This is a genomic window from Sandaracinomonas limnophila, from assembly GCF_004005965.1.
Classification (GTDB): domain Bacteria; phylum Bacteroidota; class Bacteroidia; order Cytophagales; family Spirosomataceae; genus Sandaracinomonas; species Sandaracinomonas limnophila.
Genome location: NZ_SACY01000001.1, coordinates 493657 through 512013, shown reverse-complemented (window position 1 = coordinate 512013; position 18357 = coordinate 493657). Strand labels below are relative to the sequence as shown.

The 18357-nt window shown below is 32.7% G+C and carries 18 protein-coding genes; 10 read left to right on the top strand and 8 right to left on the bottom strand.

Annotated features, from left to right (window positions below; all coding sequences use genetic code 11):
- Positions 1–33: 33 nt before the first annotated feature.
- A complete protein-coding gene (gene dnaA, locus EOJ36_RS02290) occupies positions 34–1443 on the bottom strand; it encodes a chromosomal replication initiator protein DnaA (protein WP_127802398.1) in 1410 nt (469 codons plus the stop codon).
- Between the two features lie 370 nt (positions 1444–1813).
- On the bottom strand, positions 1814–2677 hold the full coding sequence (locus EOJ36_RS02285; protein WP_127802397.1) for a diacylglycerol/lipid kinase family protein: 864 nt from the start codon (positions 2675–2677) through the stop codon (positions 1814–1816).
- Between the two features lie 41 nt (positions 2678–2718).
- On the opposite strand from EOJ36_RS02285, the gene EOJ36_RS02280 reads away from it, so the two are divergent.
- On the top strand, positions 2719–3123 hold the full coding sequence (locus EOJ36_RS02280) for a MaoC family dehydratase (protein ID WP_127802396.1): 405 nt from the start codon (positions 2719–2721) through the stop codon (positions 3121–3123).
- A gap of 53 nt (positions 3124–3176) precedes the next feature.
- Here EOJ36_RS02280 and EOJ36_RS02275 read toward each other — a convergent pair whose 3' ends face one another.
- Together EOJ36_RS02275 and EOJ36_RS02270 are read right to left on the bottom strand one after the other, a co-directional pair.
- Positions 3177–3356 (bottom strand): histone H1, encoded by a 180-nt coding sequence (locus EOJ36_RS02275; RefSeq protein ID WP_127802395.1) that lies wholly within the window; start codon positions 3354–3356, stop codon positions 3177–3179.
- Between the two features lie 172 nt (positions 3357–3528).
- Positions 3529–4770: an aminotransferase class I/II-fold pyridoxal phosphate-dependent enzyme gene (locus EOJ36_RS02270; RefSeq protein WP_127802394.1), complete on the bottom strand. Its 1242-nt coding sequence runs from the start codon at positions 4768–4770 to the stop codon at positions 3529–3531.
- 90 nt (positions 4771–4860) lie between these two features.
- Between EOJ36_RS02270 and ggt the strand changes: the two genes are divergently transcribed.
- Positions 4861–6549 (top strand): gamma-glutamyltransferase, encoded by a 1689-nt coding sequence (gene ggt / locus EOJ36_RS02265; protein ID WP_127802393.1) that lies wholly within the window; start codon positions 4861–4863, stop codon positions 6547–6549.
- Positions 6550–6594: 45 nt separating this feature from the next.
- Here the strand turns inward: ggt and EOJ36_RS02260 are convergent, their stop codons facing one another.
- Positions 6595–8181: a peptide MFS transporter gene (locus EOJ36_RS02260; protein ID WP_127802392.1), complete on the bottom strand. Its 1587-nt coding sequence runs from the start codon at positions 8179–8181 to the stop codon at positions 6595–6597.
- A gap of 165 nt (positions 8182–8346) precedes the next feature.
- On the opposite strand from EOJ36_RS02260, the gene EOJ36_RS02255 reads away from it, so the two are divergent.
- The 5 genes from EOJ36_RS02255 to lepB are packed head-to-tail and all read left to right on the top strand — an operon-like array spanning position 8347 to position 12556.
- On the top strand, positions 8347–9126 hold the full coding sequence (locus EOJ36_RS02255; protein WP_127802391.1) for a ParA family protein: 780 nt from the start codon (positions 8347–8349) through the stop codon (positions 9124–9126).
- 3 nt (positions 9127–9129) lie between these two features.
- Complete coding sequence (locus EOJ36_RS02250; RefSeq protein WP_127802390.1) at positions 9130–10044, top strand: ParB/RepB/Spo0J family partition protein; 915 nt, start codon at positions 9130–9132, stop codon at positions 10042–10044.
- The gene (locus EOJ36_RS02245; protein ID WP_127802389.1) at positions 10045–10668 is read left to right on the top strand and encodes a DUF5683 domain-containing protein; all 624 of its coding nucleotides are present in this window, start codon (positions 10045–10047) and stop codon (positions 10666–10668) included.
- Positions 10669–10673: 5 nt separating this feature from the next.
- Positions 10674–11390: a 4-hydroxy-tetrahydrodipicolinate reductase gene (gene dapB / locus EOJ36_RS02240; protein ID WP_127802388.1), complete on the top strand. Its 717-nt coding sequence runs from the start codon at positions 10674–10676 to the stop codon at positions 11388–11390.
- A 17-nt stretch (positions 11391–11407) separates the two neighbouring features.
- Entirely contained in the window at positions 11408–12556 is a 1149-nt protein-coding gene (gene lepB / locus EOJ36_RS02235) for a signal peptidase I (protein WP_127802387.1), read from the top strand.
- Between the two features lie 45 nt (positions 12557–12601).
- Here the strand turns inward: lepB and EOJ36_RS02230 are convergent, their stop codons facing one another.
- Together EOJ36_RS02230 and EOJ36_RS02225 are read right to left on the bottom strand one after the other, a co-directional pair.
- Complete coding sequence (locus EOJ36_RS02230; RefSeq protein WP_127802386.1) at positions 12602–13786, bottom strand: class I SAM-dependent rRNA methyltransferase; 1185 nt, start codon at positions 13784–13786, stop codon at positions 12602–12604.
- 18 nt (positions 13787–13804) lie between these two features.
- Positions 13805–14671, bottom strand: a complete 867-nt coding sequence (locus tag EOJ36_RS02225) for a zinc dependent phospholipase C family protein (protein WP_127802385.1) — start codon at positions 14669–14671, stop codon at positions 13805–13807.
- Between the two features lie 90 nt (positions 14672–14761).
- On the opposite strand from EOJ36_RS02225, the gene rpsT reads away from it, so the two are divergent.
- The gene (gene rpsT, locus EOJ36_RS02220; protein WP_127802384.1) at positions 14762–15019 is read left to right on the top strand and encodes a 30S ribosomal protein S20; all 258 of its coding nucleotides are present in this window, start codon (positions 14762–14764) and stop codon (positions 15017–15019) included.
- Positions 15020–15096: 77 nt separating this feature from the next.
- Positions 15097–15801: a RadC family protein gene (radC, locus tag EOJ36_RS02215; protein WP_127802383.1), complete on the top strand. Its 705-nt coding sequence runs from the start codon at positions 15097–15099 to the stop codon at positions 15799–15801.
- 146 nt (positions 15802–15947) lie between these two features.
- Here radC and hisB read toward each other — a convergent pair whose 3' ends face one another.
- Entirely contained in the window at positions 15948–17060 is a 1113-nt protein-coding gene (gene hisB / locus EOJ36_RS02210; RefSeq protein ID WP_127802382.1) for a bifunctional histidinol-phosphatase/imidazoleglycerol-phosphate dehydratase HisB, read from the bottom strand.
- 51 nt (positions 17061–17111) lie between these two features.
- Between hisB and EOJ36_RS02205 the strand changes: the two genes are divergently transcribed.
- Positions 17112–18329, top strand: a complete 1218-nt coding sequence (locus EOJ36_RS02205; protein ID WP_127802381.1) for a hypothetical protein — start codon at positions 17112–17114, stop codon at positions 18327–18329.
- Positions 18330–18357: the final 28 nt, after the last annotated feature.

Genomic DNA, 18357 nt, shown 5'->3' with positions numbered 1-18357 from the left:
AAAAATGGTTGCTGAAAAGCAACCATTTTTGTTTTAATGAAATCTACCGTACAACTTTCTGACTGTTTTCTCAATGGATTTATCTGTTTCCATTGCTTCTGAAACTGCCTGTACCGCATGAATAACTGTGCTGTGGTCGCGGCCACCAAAATGATATCCAATTGATTTTAATGGTAGGTTAGTTAATTCTTTTAAAAGGTACATTGCTACTTGTCGAGGAAAAACATTTTCCTTTTTTCTACACTTACCTCTTAAAGTATCCATGTCTACTTCAAAATAAGTGGTAACCACGTCAAGAATATTTTCAACACTTAATTCCTTCTCTTGTTCATTTACAATTGATTTTAGAGTTGATTTGGCTAACTCTAAATCAATGTCTTTTCTCGTTAAAGAGGCCTGGGCCATTAGGGAAATGATTACACCTTCCAATTCTCTAACGTTTGTTTGAATTGTATGGGCTAGGTATTCTAAAACTTCAAAATCAATTTGTATGCCATCATCTTGTAATTTCTTTTGAATGATTGCAATACGAGTTTCGTAATCTGGTTGTTGTAAATCAGCTGTTAATCCCCATTTGAAACGAGATAACAAACGATCTTCCATTCCATTCAATTCGCGTGGTGCTCTATCAGAGGAAAGAATAATTTGTTTACCAGATTGATGTAGATGATTAAAAATGTTAAAGAATGTTTCTTGGGTTTTTTCTTTTCCAGATAAAAACTGTACGTCATCTATAATTAATACATCTACTTGAAGGTAAAAATTAGTAAAAGATTCAATTGAATTATTTCTAATTGCATTAACGAATTGATTCGTGAATTTTTCTGTAGAAACGTATAATACAAATTTACCTGGATAATCACTTTTAATTTGATTACCAATGGCTTGAATTAGGTGGGTTTTACCTAAACCAACTCCACCATAAATCATTAAAGGATTAAAAGATGTTAAACCTGGTTTATTGGCCACAGCTAATCCCGCTGCTCTACCCAAACGATTACAATCTCCTTCAATAAACTTATCAAATGTATATTTAGGATTTAAATATGATTCTAATTCAAGTGTCTCCGTTGGAGTAGTTTGAAAAGGACTTTTCGATGGAACCTCAATTTTTTTATTCCCAAATGTATTATTCGAACTAACTTGATTCGGAATATTGAAGGAAATCGGAGGGTTTTTCTTATCGCCTTTATCTACAACTATTGAATATTCAAGCAATCCATGGCGTCCTATGGCTACATCAATGGCTTTTCGTAAAACATTTACATAATTATCTTCAAGCCACTCGTAAAAAAATTGGGAAGGAACCTGAATGGTAAGTGTGTTATTGACAAATCTTAAAGGAACTATTGGAGCAAACCAAGTCGCATAACTGCTTTCGTTTAGATCACTTTTGATGACACTTAAACAGTTGGCCCATACTTTGTTTAACTCAGATTGCATTTAAATTTTTTAGACAATATTATTCTAGGCAAGAAGATTTCGATCTTTTTGCTGGATTTCAAATCATTTATTTTGTTGGGGTAGGTAATCCAAAAAAAACGTAACAGTTTTTTTAGTGGGGAGACAAAAATAGTAAAATTTATAGATGCTGCAAATTCTAAAAAAATATTTATTTTACTTTTTTTATAAAAAAAAAGGTCCTAAAATTTGCACCTTAAAATTGTGCAATTAAACCTCCTTAATTTAGCACTTTGGCTTGAAAAAGTATAAGAAAAAAATATTGATTTTTTTTGAATATTTTTTTTATTCAATAGTTTGGAATAATTACAAATAACTCGTAAAGTGTTAATAGTCAGCGTTTTGTATAATTTTAATTTGGGATGATGATTTTTAATGCCTCTGATTGGATGGAAACGTTTAGTTCTAAATTTTCCCAAGTACCTATTTCGCCATCTAAATGATAAAACCCATTTCCTTTAGCTTTTAATTTGCAATTTGAAGTAGAAGAAAGTTCTACAAAATTCTGATTTTCAATGGTTTTTAAAAATAGACTAATTCCAAGTTGAATTTTTTTGAAGAAATTGATTGGCTTGATTTTTATAAGCTCAAAATTTTGATCTGTTAGATTAGAACCTGGAGAAATATAAGCGTGATTTCCAAATTGGTTTGCATTGGCAAAGGTTATTGAAAAATAGGGTTCGAAGAATTTATCATTTTCAAATTTTACTTCAATAGATTGATAAGAATTATTAATTCTAAAACTTGAAATGATATAATTAATAAAACCTCTTGTTTTGCTTTTTGAAAAATCATTTGCTACTGCCGCATCAAAACCTATGCCGGCAGTACAGAAAAATGGTTTATTATTAAAATAGGCTACATCTGAGTTTATAAAATTTTGACTTTTCAAAGCAATTTCTAAAGCCTGATCAAATGGTTTATATAAATCTAAATGTCTAGCTAATCCATTTCCTGAACCTTTTGGTATAATCCCTAAGGGAATTTGTGTTCCAATTAAATTTTTAGCTACTTCATTAATTGTTCCATCTCCACCTATGGCAATGATTCTTTCGGGATTTAAAGGAAGTATTTCATTTACAAATTCTGTAGCATGGTTTGGATATTGGGTTATTAATACCTTAGAATTAGGTATTTTATTCAGTTTTGATAAAATTTGTTCTGAATTCAATGTACCTTTACTGCCCGAATTAGGATTGTAAATAAAATAAATCATTCAATACTTTTTTTACAAAGTTCGTTAATTATACTAATATTATGTTATCTGTTGGATCAAACTTCGAATTAAAATTTTCCTTTAATCAAGAAAATGTAAATGACTTTTGTAAAGTAAGTGGTGATTTTAACCCCTTACATTTTGATGAAGAATTTGCAGCAACTACACCATTTAAGAAACCTATTGTTCATGGTGCCTTGGTTAATAGTATATTTTCTAGAGTAATGGGAATGGATTTTCCAGGCAATGGTTCTGTATATTTGAAACAAATGACAGAATTTAAACGTCCAATTTATGTAGGGCAGGAGTATAGAGCTTATTTTGAAATTTTATCTATAGATGAAAAAAAACATTCTGCAGAAATTTCCACCCAAGTGTTTGAATTAGAAAGAGGGAAGATTATGGTAGATGGAATTGCAACCGTTTCAAATCAAGAATTATTTTAACATAAAAAAAGCCTGAATATTTCAGGCTTTTTTTATTGAACAATTCCTTCGAATTATTTACCAGCGTTCTTCTTATTTTGAACTTCTGTACGAATTTCTTGTGCTAAAGTCTTCAATGACTGTAAACCACCTCTTACGCGTGTTCCAGCTGCTGAATTTCCTTTGTCATAGAATTTTTCGAAGTCAGCCTCTAATGACATAACTAAGTCTTTTACTTGTGCAAATCTGCTCATGTTAATTTGAATTTTTAGGTTGTAAAAAATAAGATTGTTTAAAAATGCCCCCTTAAAAGCATTAATAAGCGAAATTTAGCAATTTTCTTATTACCCACAAATTATTTTATTTAAAAAATTCAAAAAAAAGTAAAAAAATAACAAAAAAAGGGGAAAAGCTGTTAAAAATCACTTAATCTTGGCGATAATAGCCATTTTTTAGACGATTTTGTACTTCAGCAAAACAAGTTGTAGTGTATTCAATATCTTCCTGTGTATGTGAAGAAGTTGGAATGATACGCAACATGATTTGTCCTTTAGGAACAACTGGATAAACTACTATTGAGCAGAAGATTCCCATATTTTCACGTAAATCACGAACTAATGCAGTTACTGCCTTGATGTCATAATCTCCATGTAAAAATACAGGTGTGACTGGCGAAGTTGTTTCTCCAATATCAAAACCTTTTTCTTTTAATCCTTTTTGTAAAGAACGAACATTTGCCCATAATTGCTCACGTAATTCAGGATGTTTTTTGATAAGTTCTAATCGCTTCATTCCACCTATAACAAATGGCATAGGCAATGCCTTGGCATAAGTTTGGGATCTCATGTTATATTTTAAATACATGATGATGTCTTTTGGTGCGGCAATAAATGCACCAATCGCTGCCATCGACTTAGCAAATGTTGAAAAATATAAATCAATGCCTTCTTGACAATTTAAATGCTCGCCAACTCCCTTGCCATTCGCACCCATTGTTCCAAAACCGTGAGCATCATCCACTAACAAACGGAAATTGAAATCTTTTTTCATTTCAACTATTTCATCTAAAGAACCAACTTTGCCGGACATCCCAAAAACACCTTCTGTGATCACTAAAATTCCACCACCTGTTTCAGCTACAGCCTTTGTTGCACGTTCTAGATTCTTTCTAAGAGAATCCATATCATTGTGGTTAAATTTATAATATTTTCCCATTTTAGCCTTGTGTAAGCGAATTCCATCGATCAAACAAGCATGAGATTCAGCATCGTAAACAATAATATCCTTGTGGTCAACCATGCATTCAATTACAGACATTACTCCTTGGTAGCCGTAATTCAACAAAAATGCATCTTCTTTTCCTACGAATTCTGCCAATTGTCTTTCAAACTCTTCGTGCTCATCTGTATTTCCTGACATCATACGTGCACCCATTGGGTAGGCTAAACCGTATTTTGCCGTTGCTTCTGCATCAGCTTTTCTTACTTCTGGGTGGTTAGCTAAGCCTAAATAGTTGTTTAAGGACCAATTAAGCATTTCTTTGCCCATAAATTTCATTTTAGGCCCTAATTCGCCTGTCAATTTTGGGAAAGAAAAATAATGATGAGAATAATGTGCATGAGAACCGATTGGCCCCATATTTTTTACTACTTTTTCAAAAATATCCACTTTAATAATTCGATTTGTTAGAAACAATATAAAATATCGACAAAGTTAAGGCTATTTCTTTAAATTTGTTTCCTTATTCCTTATTGAATTATGAAAACTATAACATTTACACTTCTTAATTTATTTATTTCAACTTTTATTTATGCACAAACTACTGTTAAGCCTTTGATTGAAGGTAAAAACGGAATGGTGGTATCAACTCATCCCGTTGCAAGTCAGGTGGGTTTAGATATTCTTAAAAAGGGTGGAAATGCAATTGACGCAGCCGTTGCCGTGAATTTCGCTCTAGCAGTTTGTCATCCAGCCGCCGGTAATATTGGTGGTGGTGGATTTTTAGTTTACAGAGATAAATCGGGTAAGAATTATGCATTAGATTATAGAGAAAAAGCTCCTATTCAGGCAAGTAGGGATATGTATTTAGATGAAAAAGGAAATATTATTCCAGAAAAATCACAAGCAGGGATTTTATCGGTTGGTGTACCAGGTACAGTGGCTGGAATTTTTGCAATGCATCAAAAATTCGGAAAATTACCTTGGAAAGAATTAGTGAATCCAGCTATTGAATTGGCAGCAGCTGGTTTACCATTAACTGAAAAAGAAGCTCGTGGATTGAATAGACAAAAAAATGATTTTTTGAAATATAATCCTGGTAAAAATTATATGCTAAAAGATTCTGGTGATTGGCTTAAAGGGGATTTGTTCGTTCAATCTGATTTGGCAAAAACCCTAGAACGTGTTGCAGAAAAGGGTTGGAGAGGATTTTATAAAGGGAAAACCGCGCGCTTAATTGCTAAAGAAAATCGAAAATCTGGAGGATTAATACGAAAAAAGGATTTGAAGGCCTATCAAGCAGTTTGGAGAAATCCAATAGAAACCCATTACAAAAATTATAAAATTATTGGTATGCCACCACCATCTTCTGGTGGAGTGGCATTGGGGCAATTATTAGAAATGGTTGAAAGTTATCCATTAAAAAAATGGGGTTCAAATTCGGATTCTACACTTCAGGTTATGATTGAGGCAGAGCGACGTGTATATGCTGATCGTGCCAAATGGTTGGGTGACCCTGATTTTGTGAAAGTTCCTGTTGAAAATTTATTGGATACAAATTATTCAGATTCTCGAATGAAAAATATTTCTTTTGAAAAGGCTAGTTTGAGCACTGAAATTTCAAATGGATCATTTCCAGGATATGAAAGTCCAGAAACTACACATTATTCTATTGTAGATGGGGAAGGAAATGCAGTTTCAATTACCACAACTTTGAATAATTCTTATGGCAGTAAGGTGTTTGTAGGAGGTGCTGGATTTTTATTAAATGATGAAATGGATGATTTTTCTGCAAAGCCTGGATCCCCTAATTTATATGGATTAATTGGTTCAAAAGCCAATGAGATTCAACCCAATAAACGGATGTTGTCTAGTATGACTCCAACTATTATTGAAGAAAATGGAAAATTAAAAATGGTTGTGGGCACTCCAGGTGGATCTACAATTATAACCTCGGTCTTTCAAACAACATTAAATGTTTTAGAATTTGGTAAAAATATGCAAGAGGCCGTTGAATTTCCACGATTCCATCACCAATGGATGCCTGATAAGGTCACTTTTGAGAAGGGACGTTTAAATGATGAACAAATACAACGCCTTACCTTAAAAGGATATAATTTCACACCAATTGGAGGAATTGGTTTAGTGGAGGGTATATTGGTTTTACCTAACAAAAATTTACAAGGTGGCGCCGATTCCCGCGGAGACGATACTGTTTCAGCATATTAACAATTAACAATTAACAATTAACAATTAATAATTAATAATTAATAATTATCTAATTCCATGCATCATTCGTTTCAATGGTCCAATTGATAATAAATAAAGTGCAATTGCTGCTACTCCAGATAAAATCACAAATACCATAAAGAATTCATATAAATTATGGATTTGAAAACCTGCAAAGGAAGGAAAAATAGTGGATGAATTGATTTTTTGCGGTGGTAATAATGCTCCTAAAGTTCCAGAAAGTGCATAACCTGCTGCATTTGCTAAAAACCAAACCCCCATAAGTAGGGAAGAAAATCTTTTAGGTGCTAATTTTGAAACCAATGATAAGCCTATTGGCGATAAACATAATTCACCCATTGTGTGAAATAGGTACATAAGAATCAACCAAATTACATTCATTTTTTCTGTTCCCAAATCTTTTACTCGAAAGGCTATAATTAAATACCCAATTGAAAGAAGTAATAATCCGATAGATTGTTTAGTTGGAGAATTGGGTTCTAAATTTCTTTTTTGAAGTTTCATCCATAACCAACTAAATGGAAAGGCTAAGAAAATAATAAAGAATGAATTTGCGTTCTGAATGGAGCTTGGAGGTAATTCAATTCCAAAAATATGAAGGTCAGTTTGCTGATCTGCAATGAAAGTTAAAGAGGAACCGGCTTGTTCGAATGCTGCCCAAAAAAATATAACAAAGAAGCAAATAATATAAAGGACAAACATTCTGTCTCTTTCTACCTTTGTGATTGTTTTGTCGGTCATTATTAAAAATGCTAAACTAATTCCTGCAGAATAAATTACAGGATAAATCCAATCTTTAATTACATTAGGCTCTGCTGTTTGAAACATCAAATGGAAAAATGTAACAAACCCACTAAAAACTAAAAGAGTAATAATAATAGATTTTGTTCCAAAATCGGCTTTTTCTGTTTCTGATTTTTCAATTTCTGTTTCGGAAAATTGTGGTCGGGTACCAATGGCTTCACCTTTAGGATTTACTATAAATTTATTTTTTAAAAAGTAAAAACTGATAGTTCCAATTAGCATTGCCATTCCTGCTGCTAAAAATCCCCACTTAAATGCTTCTACTACTCTAGTGCCGTCAGCATTTTTCACATCTCCTAAAATTGGACATATTAACATGCCCAAAAAGGCCCCAGAATTGATTCCCATATAAAAAATGGTAAATGCAGCATCCAATTTTGAATCCCCTTTTTCATATAAGTGCCCAACCATTGAAGAAATATTTGGTTTGAAAAAGCCATTTCCAAATATTAAAAAGGCCAATCCTGTCCACATTAAATTGGTGGCAAGTGAAAGGTCTATAGCAAATGTGCTGGCAGAACTGAATAAAAATAATTGTCCTGTTGCCATCACTAAACCTCCAATAATGATGCAAATTCGATTTCCTAAATACCTATCTGAAATAAAACCACCTAGCATAGGAGTGATATAACTTAAACCTAGAAATCCACCATAAAGGATGGAAGATTCATCTTGTCTGAAAGCTAAAGCATTGACTAAGAATAGGGTAAGTAGGGCACGCATGCCATAAAAATTGAAACGTTCCCACATTTCTGCGGAAAATAATACATAAAGGCCTTTGGGGTGAGAAGTATTAGTTTGTGTCATTAAATCAAATTTTCCGGCAATTTACAATTTAATATCAATATGTTTCTATTTGATAGAAGTAGATAAAGAAAATAAATATGTTAAAATTCGGTAATAGCCTCCAAAAAATTCCGAGGAATTTTGTAATATTGTTTCCTCGTTTGAGCCAAATCATAAATCAGTAATATGGGTAAGATCATTGCAATTGCTAACCAAAAAGGAGGCGTTGGTAAAACCACCACAGCCATAAATTTGTCGGCAAGTTTAGCAGCTTTGGATTATAAAACACTCATAATTGATGCTGATCCACAAGCTAATTCCACTTCTGGTTTAGGTTTGAATCCCAAAGAAGTTAAAAATAGTATTTATGAGTGCATGGTGGGACTTGCAGGTATTTCTGAAAGTATTATCGCAACCGAATTGCCTAATTTAGAAATTATTCCTTCTCATATTGATTTGGTTGGTGCGGAAATAGAAATGATTAATTTGGCTAATCGTGAAGGTAAAATGAGGGAAGTGTTGGAGCCTATTCGCAATCAATATGATTTTATCATTATGGATTGTAGTCCTTCACTCGGTTTAATTACTATAAATAGTTTAACTGCAGCAGATTCTGTAATTATTCCTGTACAATGTGAGTATTATGCTTTAGAAGGCCTAGGTAAATTGTTAAACACGATTAAAATTATTCAATCTAGATTAAATACTAAATTAGTAATTGAAGGGATATTGTTGACCATGTATGATTTACGACTTCGACTTTCCAATCAGGTGGTTAATGAGGTGAATTCACATTTCAAAAACATGGTATTTGATACAATAATTCCAAGAAATATTCGTTTGTCGGAGTCCCCAAGTTTTGGAATTCCTGCTATTTTACATGATGCAGAAAGTAAAGGTTCCATTAGTTATTTGAATTTGGCAAAAGAAATAGTTAGAAAAAACGGGTTGTTAGAAACCGTATAGTATATGAGCGCAAAACAAGAGGCAAATTCAAAGAAAAGAATTGGATTAGGTAGAGGATTAAGTGCATTGTTGGAAGATTCTAGCAGTGTTTTGGGTTCTAATTTGAACAATGAATTAGGAAATGGGATTGAATCAATTGGTATGATGGAAGAAATTCCATTGAATTTTATAGAAACTAATCCATATCAACCAAGGGAGCATTTTGAACAAGAAGCGCTACAAGAATTAGCAGAGTCCATTAGAGTTCAAGGTATTATCCAGCCTATTACAGTACGTAAAATTGCACCTAAGAAATTTCAATTAATTTCAGGTGAAAGACGTTTACAAGCCTCAAAAATTGCTGGTTTAGATAAAATACCTGCTTATGTTCGTACAGCAGACGAACAACAAATGATTGAAATGGCTCTCATTGAAAATATTCAACGGGAGAATTTAAATGCCATGGAAATAGCACAATCCTACAAATTATTGATGGATGAGTGTAGCTTGAAGCAGGAGGAACTTGGTCAACGTGTAGGTAAAAATAGATCAACGGTTACTAATTATCTTCGATTATTAAAATTGCCAATTGAAATTCAAATTTCAATTCGTGACGGAAAATTATCTATGGGGCATGCAAGATGTTTGGTTTCTTTAGATGATTCTGAACTTCAGATGAATCTTTTTGAACGTTGTATTGCAGAAGAGTGGTCGGTTAGGAAATTAGAACAAGCAATTCGTGAGCCTAATTCACCTAGTATTTTACCTAAAGGAGGAGATTTTAATGCAAACGATGTAAAAAAATATCAAGCTGCTTTTGCACAATTCTTTCATGCGAAAGTTAGTTTCAAAATTAATGAACAGGGAAAAGGTGAAATTAAAATTCCTTTCAATTCGCAAGATGAGTTAAACGAATTGTTGAAAAGTATTCAAAAATAGATGATTTCTCGTTCAAGTTTCTTTTTTTTGTTTTTATTCCTTTCTCAATCTTTGCTTTCAAAAGATATTACTATTGACACGCTTCAAAAAAGTAAAATGGATACTATTTCGTTATCCAAAATACCAAAACATAAAATTATTCCACGTGTTGCTACAATTCGTTCCTTAATATTACCAGGGCTGGGGCAAGCCTATAATCGTCAATATTGGAAATTACCTTTGGTAGCGGGTGCATTTATAACCTTGGGTTTAATTGCAAAATATAATAATGATAGATATCAAAAATATAAAGATTATTACTGGATAGTTTCTCCACATCCAGAAGATACAAGTTATTCACCGCCCTCTACCGTATCTGTAACTTATGAAGATGGAGTAGCAAGGGATTTGGATGCCAATCAACTTAAAAGGATTGTAGATGGATTTCATCGAAATCGCGACTATACCTACATTGGAATGTTTGTTGCCTGGGCATTTAACGTTGTAGATGCAAATGTTAGCGCACATTTGCGTACATTTGACATTTCAGACGATATTAGCTTGAAATTAAAACCTAAATTTGATTTTAATCCATATCAAAATAATTTGATGGCAGGAATTAACCTGACATTTCAGTTAAAATAAATAGCATGAGAATAGTATTAATTGGATACGGGAAAATGGGTAAGGAGATTGAGAAAATCGCCGTAGAAAGAGGTCACTCAATCGTTGCTAAAATCGATGTTGATAATCAGGATGATTTAGATCAATTGTCTATTCAGGACGTTGATGTAGCCATTGAGTTTTCAAATCCTATTTCAGCTTTCGGAAATTTAGTTAAATGTATTGAAAAAAATATTCCAGTGGTTTGTGGAACTACGGGTTGGTTAGAAAAAAGAGCAGAAATAGAGGATTTAACAAAAGTTAACAACTCTACTTTCTTTTATGCTTCTAATTATTCCATTGGCGTTAATTTATTCTTTAAATTGAATAAGTTTTTAGCTGGTTTAATGAAAAATCATTCGGAATATGATATTTACACCAACGAGATTCATCACTTAGAAAAAAAGGATAGTCCAAGTGGAACTGCTATTACAGTAGCTGAAGGTATTATTGATGCTTATCCAACTAAAACAAAATGGGTAAATAATGAAATTCCTGAGGAAAATGAAGTTGCAATTTGGAGCCAAAGAGAATCGATTATACCTGGAACGCATACAGTAAAATATATATCAAAAGTCGACCAGATAGAAATCACACATGAAGCCTTTTCTCGAAAAGGTTTTGCTTTAGGTGCAGTAATCGCAGCAGAATGGGTAAAAGATAAAAAAGGTATTCTTGGAATGGAAAACCTTTTGGAATTATGAGTTATGAATTATAAATTATGAATACAAATACCAAACCTAAAAAACAAAAATCGCCATTTAGAGAATGGTTAGATTCTGTAACATTTGCTGTAGTGGCAGCAACTTTGATTCGTTTCTTTTTATTTGAGGCTTATACAATTCCAACACCATCCATGGAAAGCTCATTGATGGTTGGTGATTTTTTGTTTGTGAGTAAATTGCATTACGGAGTCAGAACACCTAAAACACCTTTGCAATTGCCATTAACTCACCAAAAAATATGGTTTACTGATATTCCAAGTTATTTGAGATGGTTGAATTTGCCAATTTATCGTTTACCAGGTTTTTCTTCCATAAAATCAGGAGATCCTGTAGTTTTCAATGTGCCTAATTACGAAGTAGATGGTGATGCACCAGTGGATTTACGTACGTTTTATGTAAAAAGATGTATTGGTACTCCCGGAGATGTTTTAGAAGTGCGTGATCAACAAGTTTTTGTCAACGGAAAAGCAATGGCTAATCCTGAGAGAATGCAACATCCTGTTTTTATTAAAACCAAAGAGGTTCTTGATGATGCCTTTTTTGATGAATATGGAGTTAGAAACGCCCCAGATGTGTACAATAATTTAGAAGCTGCCGATTGGGCTCCTTTGGCTGATTCAACTAATTCATTAGTAGGCTATAAGGTGAATGCAAGTAAAACTGTTGTAAATGAAATTGTAGCTCGATTAAAAGGTGCTACAGTTGACTATAATTCATTTAAAGACCCAAAAGGTTTGACAGCTCCAGATTTCTTTCCGCATGATACTACTAATTTTAAATGGAATCGTGATTTTTATGGTCCATTAAAAGTTCCAGCTAAGGGAATGAAAATTGTTTTAACTCCTCAAAATGTTTCTACTTATGGAGAAGCAATTCAAAAGTATGAATCTAATGAAGGAATTACAATTGAGGGTAGTAAAATCAAAAAAGATGGTGTTATTTTAACAGATTACACCTTTAAACAAGATTATTATTTCATGATGGGTGACAATCGACACAATTCGGCAGATTCACGTTTTTGGGGATTTGTTCCTTATGACCACGTAGTTGGTAAACCTGTATTTATTTGGATGTCCTTAGATCCGAATAAAGGATTATTCTCTGGAAAAATCAGATGGAGTAGATTATTTAGATTTATTGATTAAATCCCTTAAGTTTTTAACAAAAAAGGAGGCAATGGCCTCCTTTTTTTATTTTATTCGTAATACAAATCCTTTTAAATAATGACTTTCTGGATGGTAAATATTTACTGGATGATCAGCCCCTTGATTCATTTGGTGTATGACTTGAATTTCTCTTCCACATTGAATAGCAGATGCCACCAACATATTATAAAATAAATCTCGAGTAATTACTTGGGAGCATGAAAAGGTGAACAATAAACCGTTGGGTTTAATTTGTTGCATAGCTAATTCATTTATTCGTTGGTATCCTTGTAATGCCTTGTGTTTGGTATTTAATGATTTGGCAAAAGCAGGAGGGTCTAAAACAATGATGTCGAACAATTCTTTATTTTGACGTAAAAAAGGTAGTGTTTCGCCCACAATGGCTTCGTGATTGAATTTCTCAAAATGATTCAGTTGAATGTTTTCCTTTACTAAATCAATAGCCTTTGCCGATGCATCTAAAGAAATTACTTTATTTGCACCAGCTTGTAAGGCATAAAGGCTAAATCCTCCAGAATAGCAAAAGGTATTTAACACATCTTTCCCTTTTGCAAATCGTGCTAAAAGTTCTCTGTTATCCCTTTGGTCTAAGAAAAATCCAGTTTTTTGACCAGTTACCCAGTTTATAGCAAACTTAATTCCATTTTCTTTTACGCTAAAAGGAACATCTGCACTTCCCACCAAATAATTATTACTAATGCCAGAGGCATATTCAGTTGGCAAAGTTTCCTTGCTTTTGTCAAAGATTGCAATAACATTTTTTTTGCCAAATACCTTTAAAATAGCCTCCTTAATTAGTTCAATGTTTTTATGAATTCCTATGCTATGTGCTTGAATAACAAAAACCCCATTATAGAAATCTATAATTAAACCTGGACATGCATCTCCTTCTCCATGAATTAATCTATAGGCATTCGTATCGCCAATGGGGAGTGATTCTCTTAAATTTTTAGCATTTTGAATTTTCTCTGTCCATAGATTTTCAAAAGATTCAATAGGGGTAAAGGAAATTACTTTTACTGAAATACTTCCAAAATGAAAATGTCCAATTCCTAAAAAATTGTTTTTGAAATCCAACACCTCTACCCAATCTCCATCTACTAAATCTTTGCTTTGTTGTTGGATAGCACCCGAAAATACCCAAGGATGAAACCTTTTAAGAGGTCCTTCTTTGCCGGGTTTTAATTTGATAAACTTTTCTATTTTCATTTTACAAAATTGCAAAAATTAATTCAAATTTGGTTGTCCCGCTTCTAACCAAGCAGAATACCAAAGGCTAGAAACAGCTAGAACGGCTGCTGAAAATCTATTTTCAATGCTTCTATTTAATAATTTGTGGTAGGCGAGAGAATATTCTTTTGAATAGGTTTTTATCAAGGTTTTGCCTTTTTGTTCAAATGTATATTTTTTACTAGCTGCTGTATTATTAGAAAGTTTTTTTTCGGATTCAAGTAGTTTATTCACAAGGACGTTTGATCCTAAAACATACTCCCAGGCTTCTTGCTGTACGTTTGAAATATATTTTGCTTGGCCTAACCATTCTTCCAAATCTTGATTTAAAATTTCTGGAATTCTTGATTCCCAGAAGCTATGGATACCTGTTTGTCCAGTTTTTTGTCCATCATAATTAGAGGTGGTATGAAGCGGAACGTGCGCATCTGCCACATAATGTCCCAATTCTGCGGCGTATTTAATAATTTTTTCTATGTTTTTTTCGGCTAATGCAAATTTTAATTTTTCATAAGCAATGGGTATATGCCAAACTACAATTCCATGTGCAGATAAGCTATCCTTATTATATTTACTTTCTGCCTCTTTAAGATTCAAAAATTTAATTTTTGTTAAATCATAATGGTCTAAATCAATGTAATGTCTTTGGGCTTCTTCTTCCATTATGTAGCGGCGCTCATCAGGTAAAACTGCATATTCTTGCAGTAGGAGAGAATGTTTTTTTAGAAATATGTTGAAGGGCGTGGGGACAGAATAAATGGCCAACTGATTGATTTTTTTATGAGCAAAAAATCCCCAAGGTGCTGAAAATAGGATCATTGGAATTAAAAGTAAAGCCAAGAGAAATAGAATTGTAGATTTCATTTGTATTTTTTTGTGGTTAGTATTGATATTTATTTAAAAATTACTTAATTTTGCATTTCAATTTTAGAAAAGAGAAATTATTTTTTAGCAATGGCAAATCATAAATCAGCAATTAAGAGAATTAGAGCAAATGAAGCAAAGCGTTTACGCAACCGTTATCAGCACAAATCAACTCGTACATTAATCAAGAAATTAAGAGCTACGACTGATAAATTGGTTATCGTAGATTTATTCAAGCAAGTTTCTTCTGCTTTAGATAAATTAGCAAAGAAGAACATTATCCACAAGAATAAAGCTGCCAACCAAAAATCTAAATTAGCGAAATTAGTTAATAAATTAGCTGCTTAATTGTAGATTACCAAGATACTGATAAAAGCCTGTCGAAAGATGGGCTTTTTGTTTTTTATGCCTATCTTGAAAAGAAAATGACCACTAATCAATATACTTATAAACGGGTTCAAGATTTTCGGGTTGAGGACCGCCCCAGAGAAAAACTAAAAAATATTGGAAAAGAATTTTTAAACAATTCTGAATTGATTGCCATTCTTTTAGGCTCAGGAATTCCTTCGAAATCTGTTTTAGTTTTATCCTCAGAAATATTAGAATTTGTACAAGGAGATTTAACTTATCTTTCCCGACTTCAAATTGAAGATTTCCAAAAATTTAAGGGGATTGGCGTTGCCAAAGCAATTCAATTAGCAGCTTGTTTTGAATTAGGAAAGCGGATTGCATCTTTTGAGGCAAAAAATACATTGACTAAAATTCAATCAAGTGCTGATGCTTTTCAGTTGTTTCGACCCATTTTTCAAGAATTAAATCATGAAGAATTTTGGGTGCTTTATCTCAATCGGGCGTCTCGAGTTTTGAAAATAGAAAAGTTAAGTCAAGGTGGGGTGGCAGGTACTCTAGTTGATTTAAAGCTCTTATTTAAGGCCGCTGTAAATTACCTAGCATCTTCAATAATCGTGGTGCATAATCACCCCTCTGGAAATTTAATTCCAAGTCAGGCGGATAAACAATTAACAGAAAAAATCAATGAAGCTGGGAAAAACTTAGATGTAAAACTTATTGACCATTTAATAGTAGGTGATAATAAGTATTTAAGTTTTGTAGATGAGGGATTTTTATAAAAAAAGAGAGGATTACTTTCCTCTCTCTTTATAAATTTTCTGAAGTTTTGATCCTATAACAATTGAAATTGCAAATAGTACAATAAAAAATGCTGCTCCTGAATATCCCATGTGTTTTTTAATTTTTTACAAAGTTAAATAATTTTTTAAAGTATTCCTTTGGTACTCGGTAAAGAATCTAAATTTTTTAAATCTCTTTGAACAGCTAATCGAATTGCTTTTGCAAAAGCTTTAAAAATGGCTTCAATTTTATGGTGTTCATTTTCTCCTTCTGCCTTGATATTTAAATTAGATTTAGATGCATCAGAAAATGACTTAAAGAAATGATAAAACATTTCTGTTGGCATTTGTCCAATCATTTCACGTTTAAATTCTGCCTCCCAAACGAGCCAGTTTCTACCACCGAAATCTAGGGCTACTTGAGCCAAACAATCATCCATTGGTAGTAGGAATCCGTAGCGGTTAATGCCTTTTTTATTACCTAATGCCAATGCAATGGCTTCACCAAGGGCAATACCAGTGTCTTCTATGGTATGATGTTCATCGATATGTAAATCACCTTTAGCTTGAATAGTTAAATCAATAGAACCATGTTTTCCTATTTGTTCTAACATGTGGTCGAAAAAAGGAATTCCTGTTGAAATACTACAAACTCCTTTTCCGTCTAAATTTAATTCAATCTGAATTTGAGTTTCATGTGTAATGCGTGTATGAATTATTTTTCTCTCTGGTACACGAAGAAAGAAATAAATTTCGTCCCAGTAGTTTGTTTGAAGTGCCAAATAGGGTTTCAAATTAGTTGGGACTTCCATATTACCAATGATAATACCTTTCGCACCAAGATTTTTTGCTAACTCTAAATCGGTCAATCGGTCACCAATTACAAAAGAATTAGCTAAATCATAAGTTTCCCCAAAATATTCACTTAGCATCCCTGTACCAGGTTTTCGGGTAGGTTTGTTTTCTTCTGGAAAACTTGAATCGATGTGAATATTGCCAAATTGAATGTTTTCAGAATGTAGGATAGAAATCATTTTATTTTGTGCAGGCCAGAATGTTTCTTCAGGAAATGAATCGGTTCCTAAACCATCTTGGTTCGTTACCATGACAAATTCAAAATCTGTTTCATTTTGAATTTTAGCGAGATTTGAGATGGATTTTGGAACAAATTCTAACTTTTCTAGACTGTCAACTTGGAAATCAATAGGCGGTTCAATAATAATTGTTCCGTCTCTATCAATAAATAAAATCTTTTTCATAAAGTAAAGTTAAAAAAACAATAGTAGTTTTGCGAAAAATTTATTTTAGAAATGATTGTTACTATTGGGGAAGATGTTTTAAAACTTGTAAATCAGCGAATTCAAGTTCTTACGAGAGAGAAGGAAGGAGAGGTAAATAAATTAATCCCAATTTTTCAGTCTATTGCCGTTGGAGGAATTCTAAAACTTATTTCCAATCGTATTCGCTATAATGCTTTGATTAATTTTTTGAAGCATAAGGTAAAAGCTGATATTTCAATTGAGACAGCGGAGAGTATTGGTAAGCAAGAAGGCACAATTGTAGCCTATGGGGAATCAGTTATGGGTATTTTATTCCCTGATAAAAAAAGTGCATTAGCCCTTCAAATATCCCAAAAATTGAATTGCAAAAGTTCAGTTGTAATGAAAGGGCTAGCTTTTTTCTTAGGAGTCTTAGTTATTGAGTTTAAAAAAGAAGAAGATACTCTTTCGGATTTTACTGCTTTTTGTCAAAATGTAATACAATCTAAATCTCAATTCTCAGATCATATTTCTCCAGAAATTCAGAAAGTAATTATTGATATTTTATTATTAAATGATGTACTTAAAGTGGATTTAGATTCATTGAATACGTCTAATGAAGATGTTGAGAAATATTCGGAGACTAATTTTTCTGCTATATTAAGTGCAAAAAATATTGGTATAGCTTTGGTTATTTTAATATTTGTTGGAATTTCCTTGTTTTTTCTGGTTCGAAAATCAAACGAGGAGGAGGTTAGTTTTGAATCGGAGGAAATAATCCCTTTAGATAGTTTAAATAAATTAAATGATAGTCTAACTCAAGCTGTGGTAGATTCTGCCAAATTAGATTCGGATTCAACACAAATACTTGCTTGGCCAGGTGGTAAGGATTTTGTTTTACCTAAACAATCCGCAATTGTAACTTTGCATTCATTTTTAATGGATTCAACTCAAACTGAAAAGTTATTACTTCCTACTTATGAATTTTCTTTTGATAACTCGAACGATCAAATAAGTACTACTAAAGATTATTTTTTCAAACGATTCGTTGAGGGTTTACAAACGAATAAAAATTCTAAGTTAGAAATTTTTACTTTTTCAGACCAGGGAACTAAAGCTGCTTTAAAGCGGGGTTTTATTTTGAAAAATCGATTAGTTGGGGAAGGATTGTCACCAATTCGAATTGAAGTTAAATCGGGTACCTTGGAGGTGAAACCCGACAATTCAATCGCATTAAATGCGCAAGTTGTATTTAGGGTCTCGAAGTAAAATATTAAAAAAATACAATTTTCTTGCT

Coding starts and splice junctions, on each gene's coding strand:
- EOJ36_RS02260 (WP_127802392.1), bottom strand. CDS start 8,181: ATGACACAAACTAATACTTCTCACCCCAAAGGCCTTTATGTATTATTT.
- EOJ36_RS02255 (WP_127802391.1), top strand. CDS start 8,347: ATGGGTAAGATCATTGCAATTGCTAACCAAAAAGGAGGCGTTGGTAAA.
- dnaA (WP_127802398.1), bottom strand. CDS start 1,443: ATGCAATCTGAGTTAAACAAAGTATGGGCCAACTGTTTAAGTGTCATC.
- EOJ36_RS02205 (WP_127802381.1), top strand. CDS start 17,112: ATGATTGTTACTATTGGGGAAGATGTTTTAAAACTTGTAAATCAGCGA.
- EOJ36_RS02280 (WP_127802396.1), top strand. CDS start 2,719: ATGTTATCTGTTGGATCAAACTTCGAATTAAAATTTTCCTTTAATCAA.
- rpsT (WP_127802384.1), top strand. CDS start 14,762: ATGGCAAATCATAAATCAGCAATTAAGAGAATTAGAGCAAATGAAGCA.
- EOJ36_RS02245 (WP_127802389.1), top strand. CDS start 10,045: ATGATTTCTCGTTCAAGTTTCTTTTTTTTGTTTTTATTCCTTTCTCAA.
- radC (WP_127802383.1), top strand. CDS start 15,097: ATGACCACTAATCAATATACTTATAAACGGGTTCAAGATTTTCGGGTT.
- ggt (WP_127802393.1), top strand. CDS start 4,861: ATGAAAACTATAACATTTACACTTCTTAATTTATTTATTTCAACTTTT.
- EOJ36_RS02230 (WP_127802386.1), bottom strand. CDS start 13,786: ATGAAAATAGAAAAGTTTATCAAATTAAAACCCGGCAAAGAAGGACCT.
- EOJ36_RS02285 (WP_127802397.1), bottom strand. CDS start 2,677: ATGATTTATTTTATTTACAATCCTAATTCGGGCAGTAAAGGTACATTG.
- EOJ36_RS02250 (WP_127802390.1), top strand. CDS start 9,130: ATGAGCGCAAAACAAGAGGCAAATTCAAAGAAAAGAATTGGATTAGGT.
- EOJ36_RS02275 (WP_127802395.1), bottom strand. CDS start 3,356: ATGAGCAGATTTGCACAAGTAAAAGACTTAGTTATGTCATTAGAGGCT.
- hisB (WP_127802382.1), bottom strand. CDS start 17,060: ATGAAAAAGATTTTATTTATTGATAGAGACGGAACAATTATTATTGAA.
- lepB (WP_127802387.1), top strand. CDS start 11,408: ATGAATACAAATACCAAACCTAAAAAACAAAAATCGCCATTTAGAGAA.
- dapB (WP_127802388.1), top strand. CDS start 10,674: ATGAGAATAGTATTAATTGGATACGGGAAAATGGGTAAGGAGATTGAG.
- EOJ36_RS02225 (WP_127802385.1), bottom strand. CDS start 14,671: ATGAAATCTACAATTCTATTTCTCTTGGCTTTACTTTTAATTCCAATG.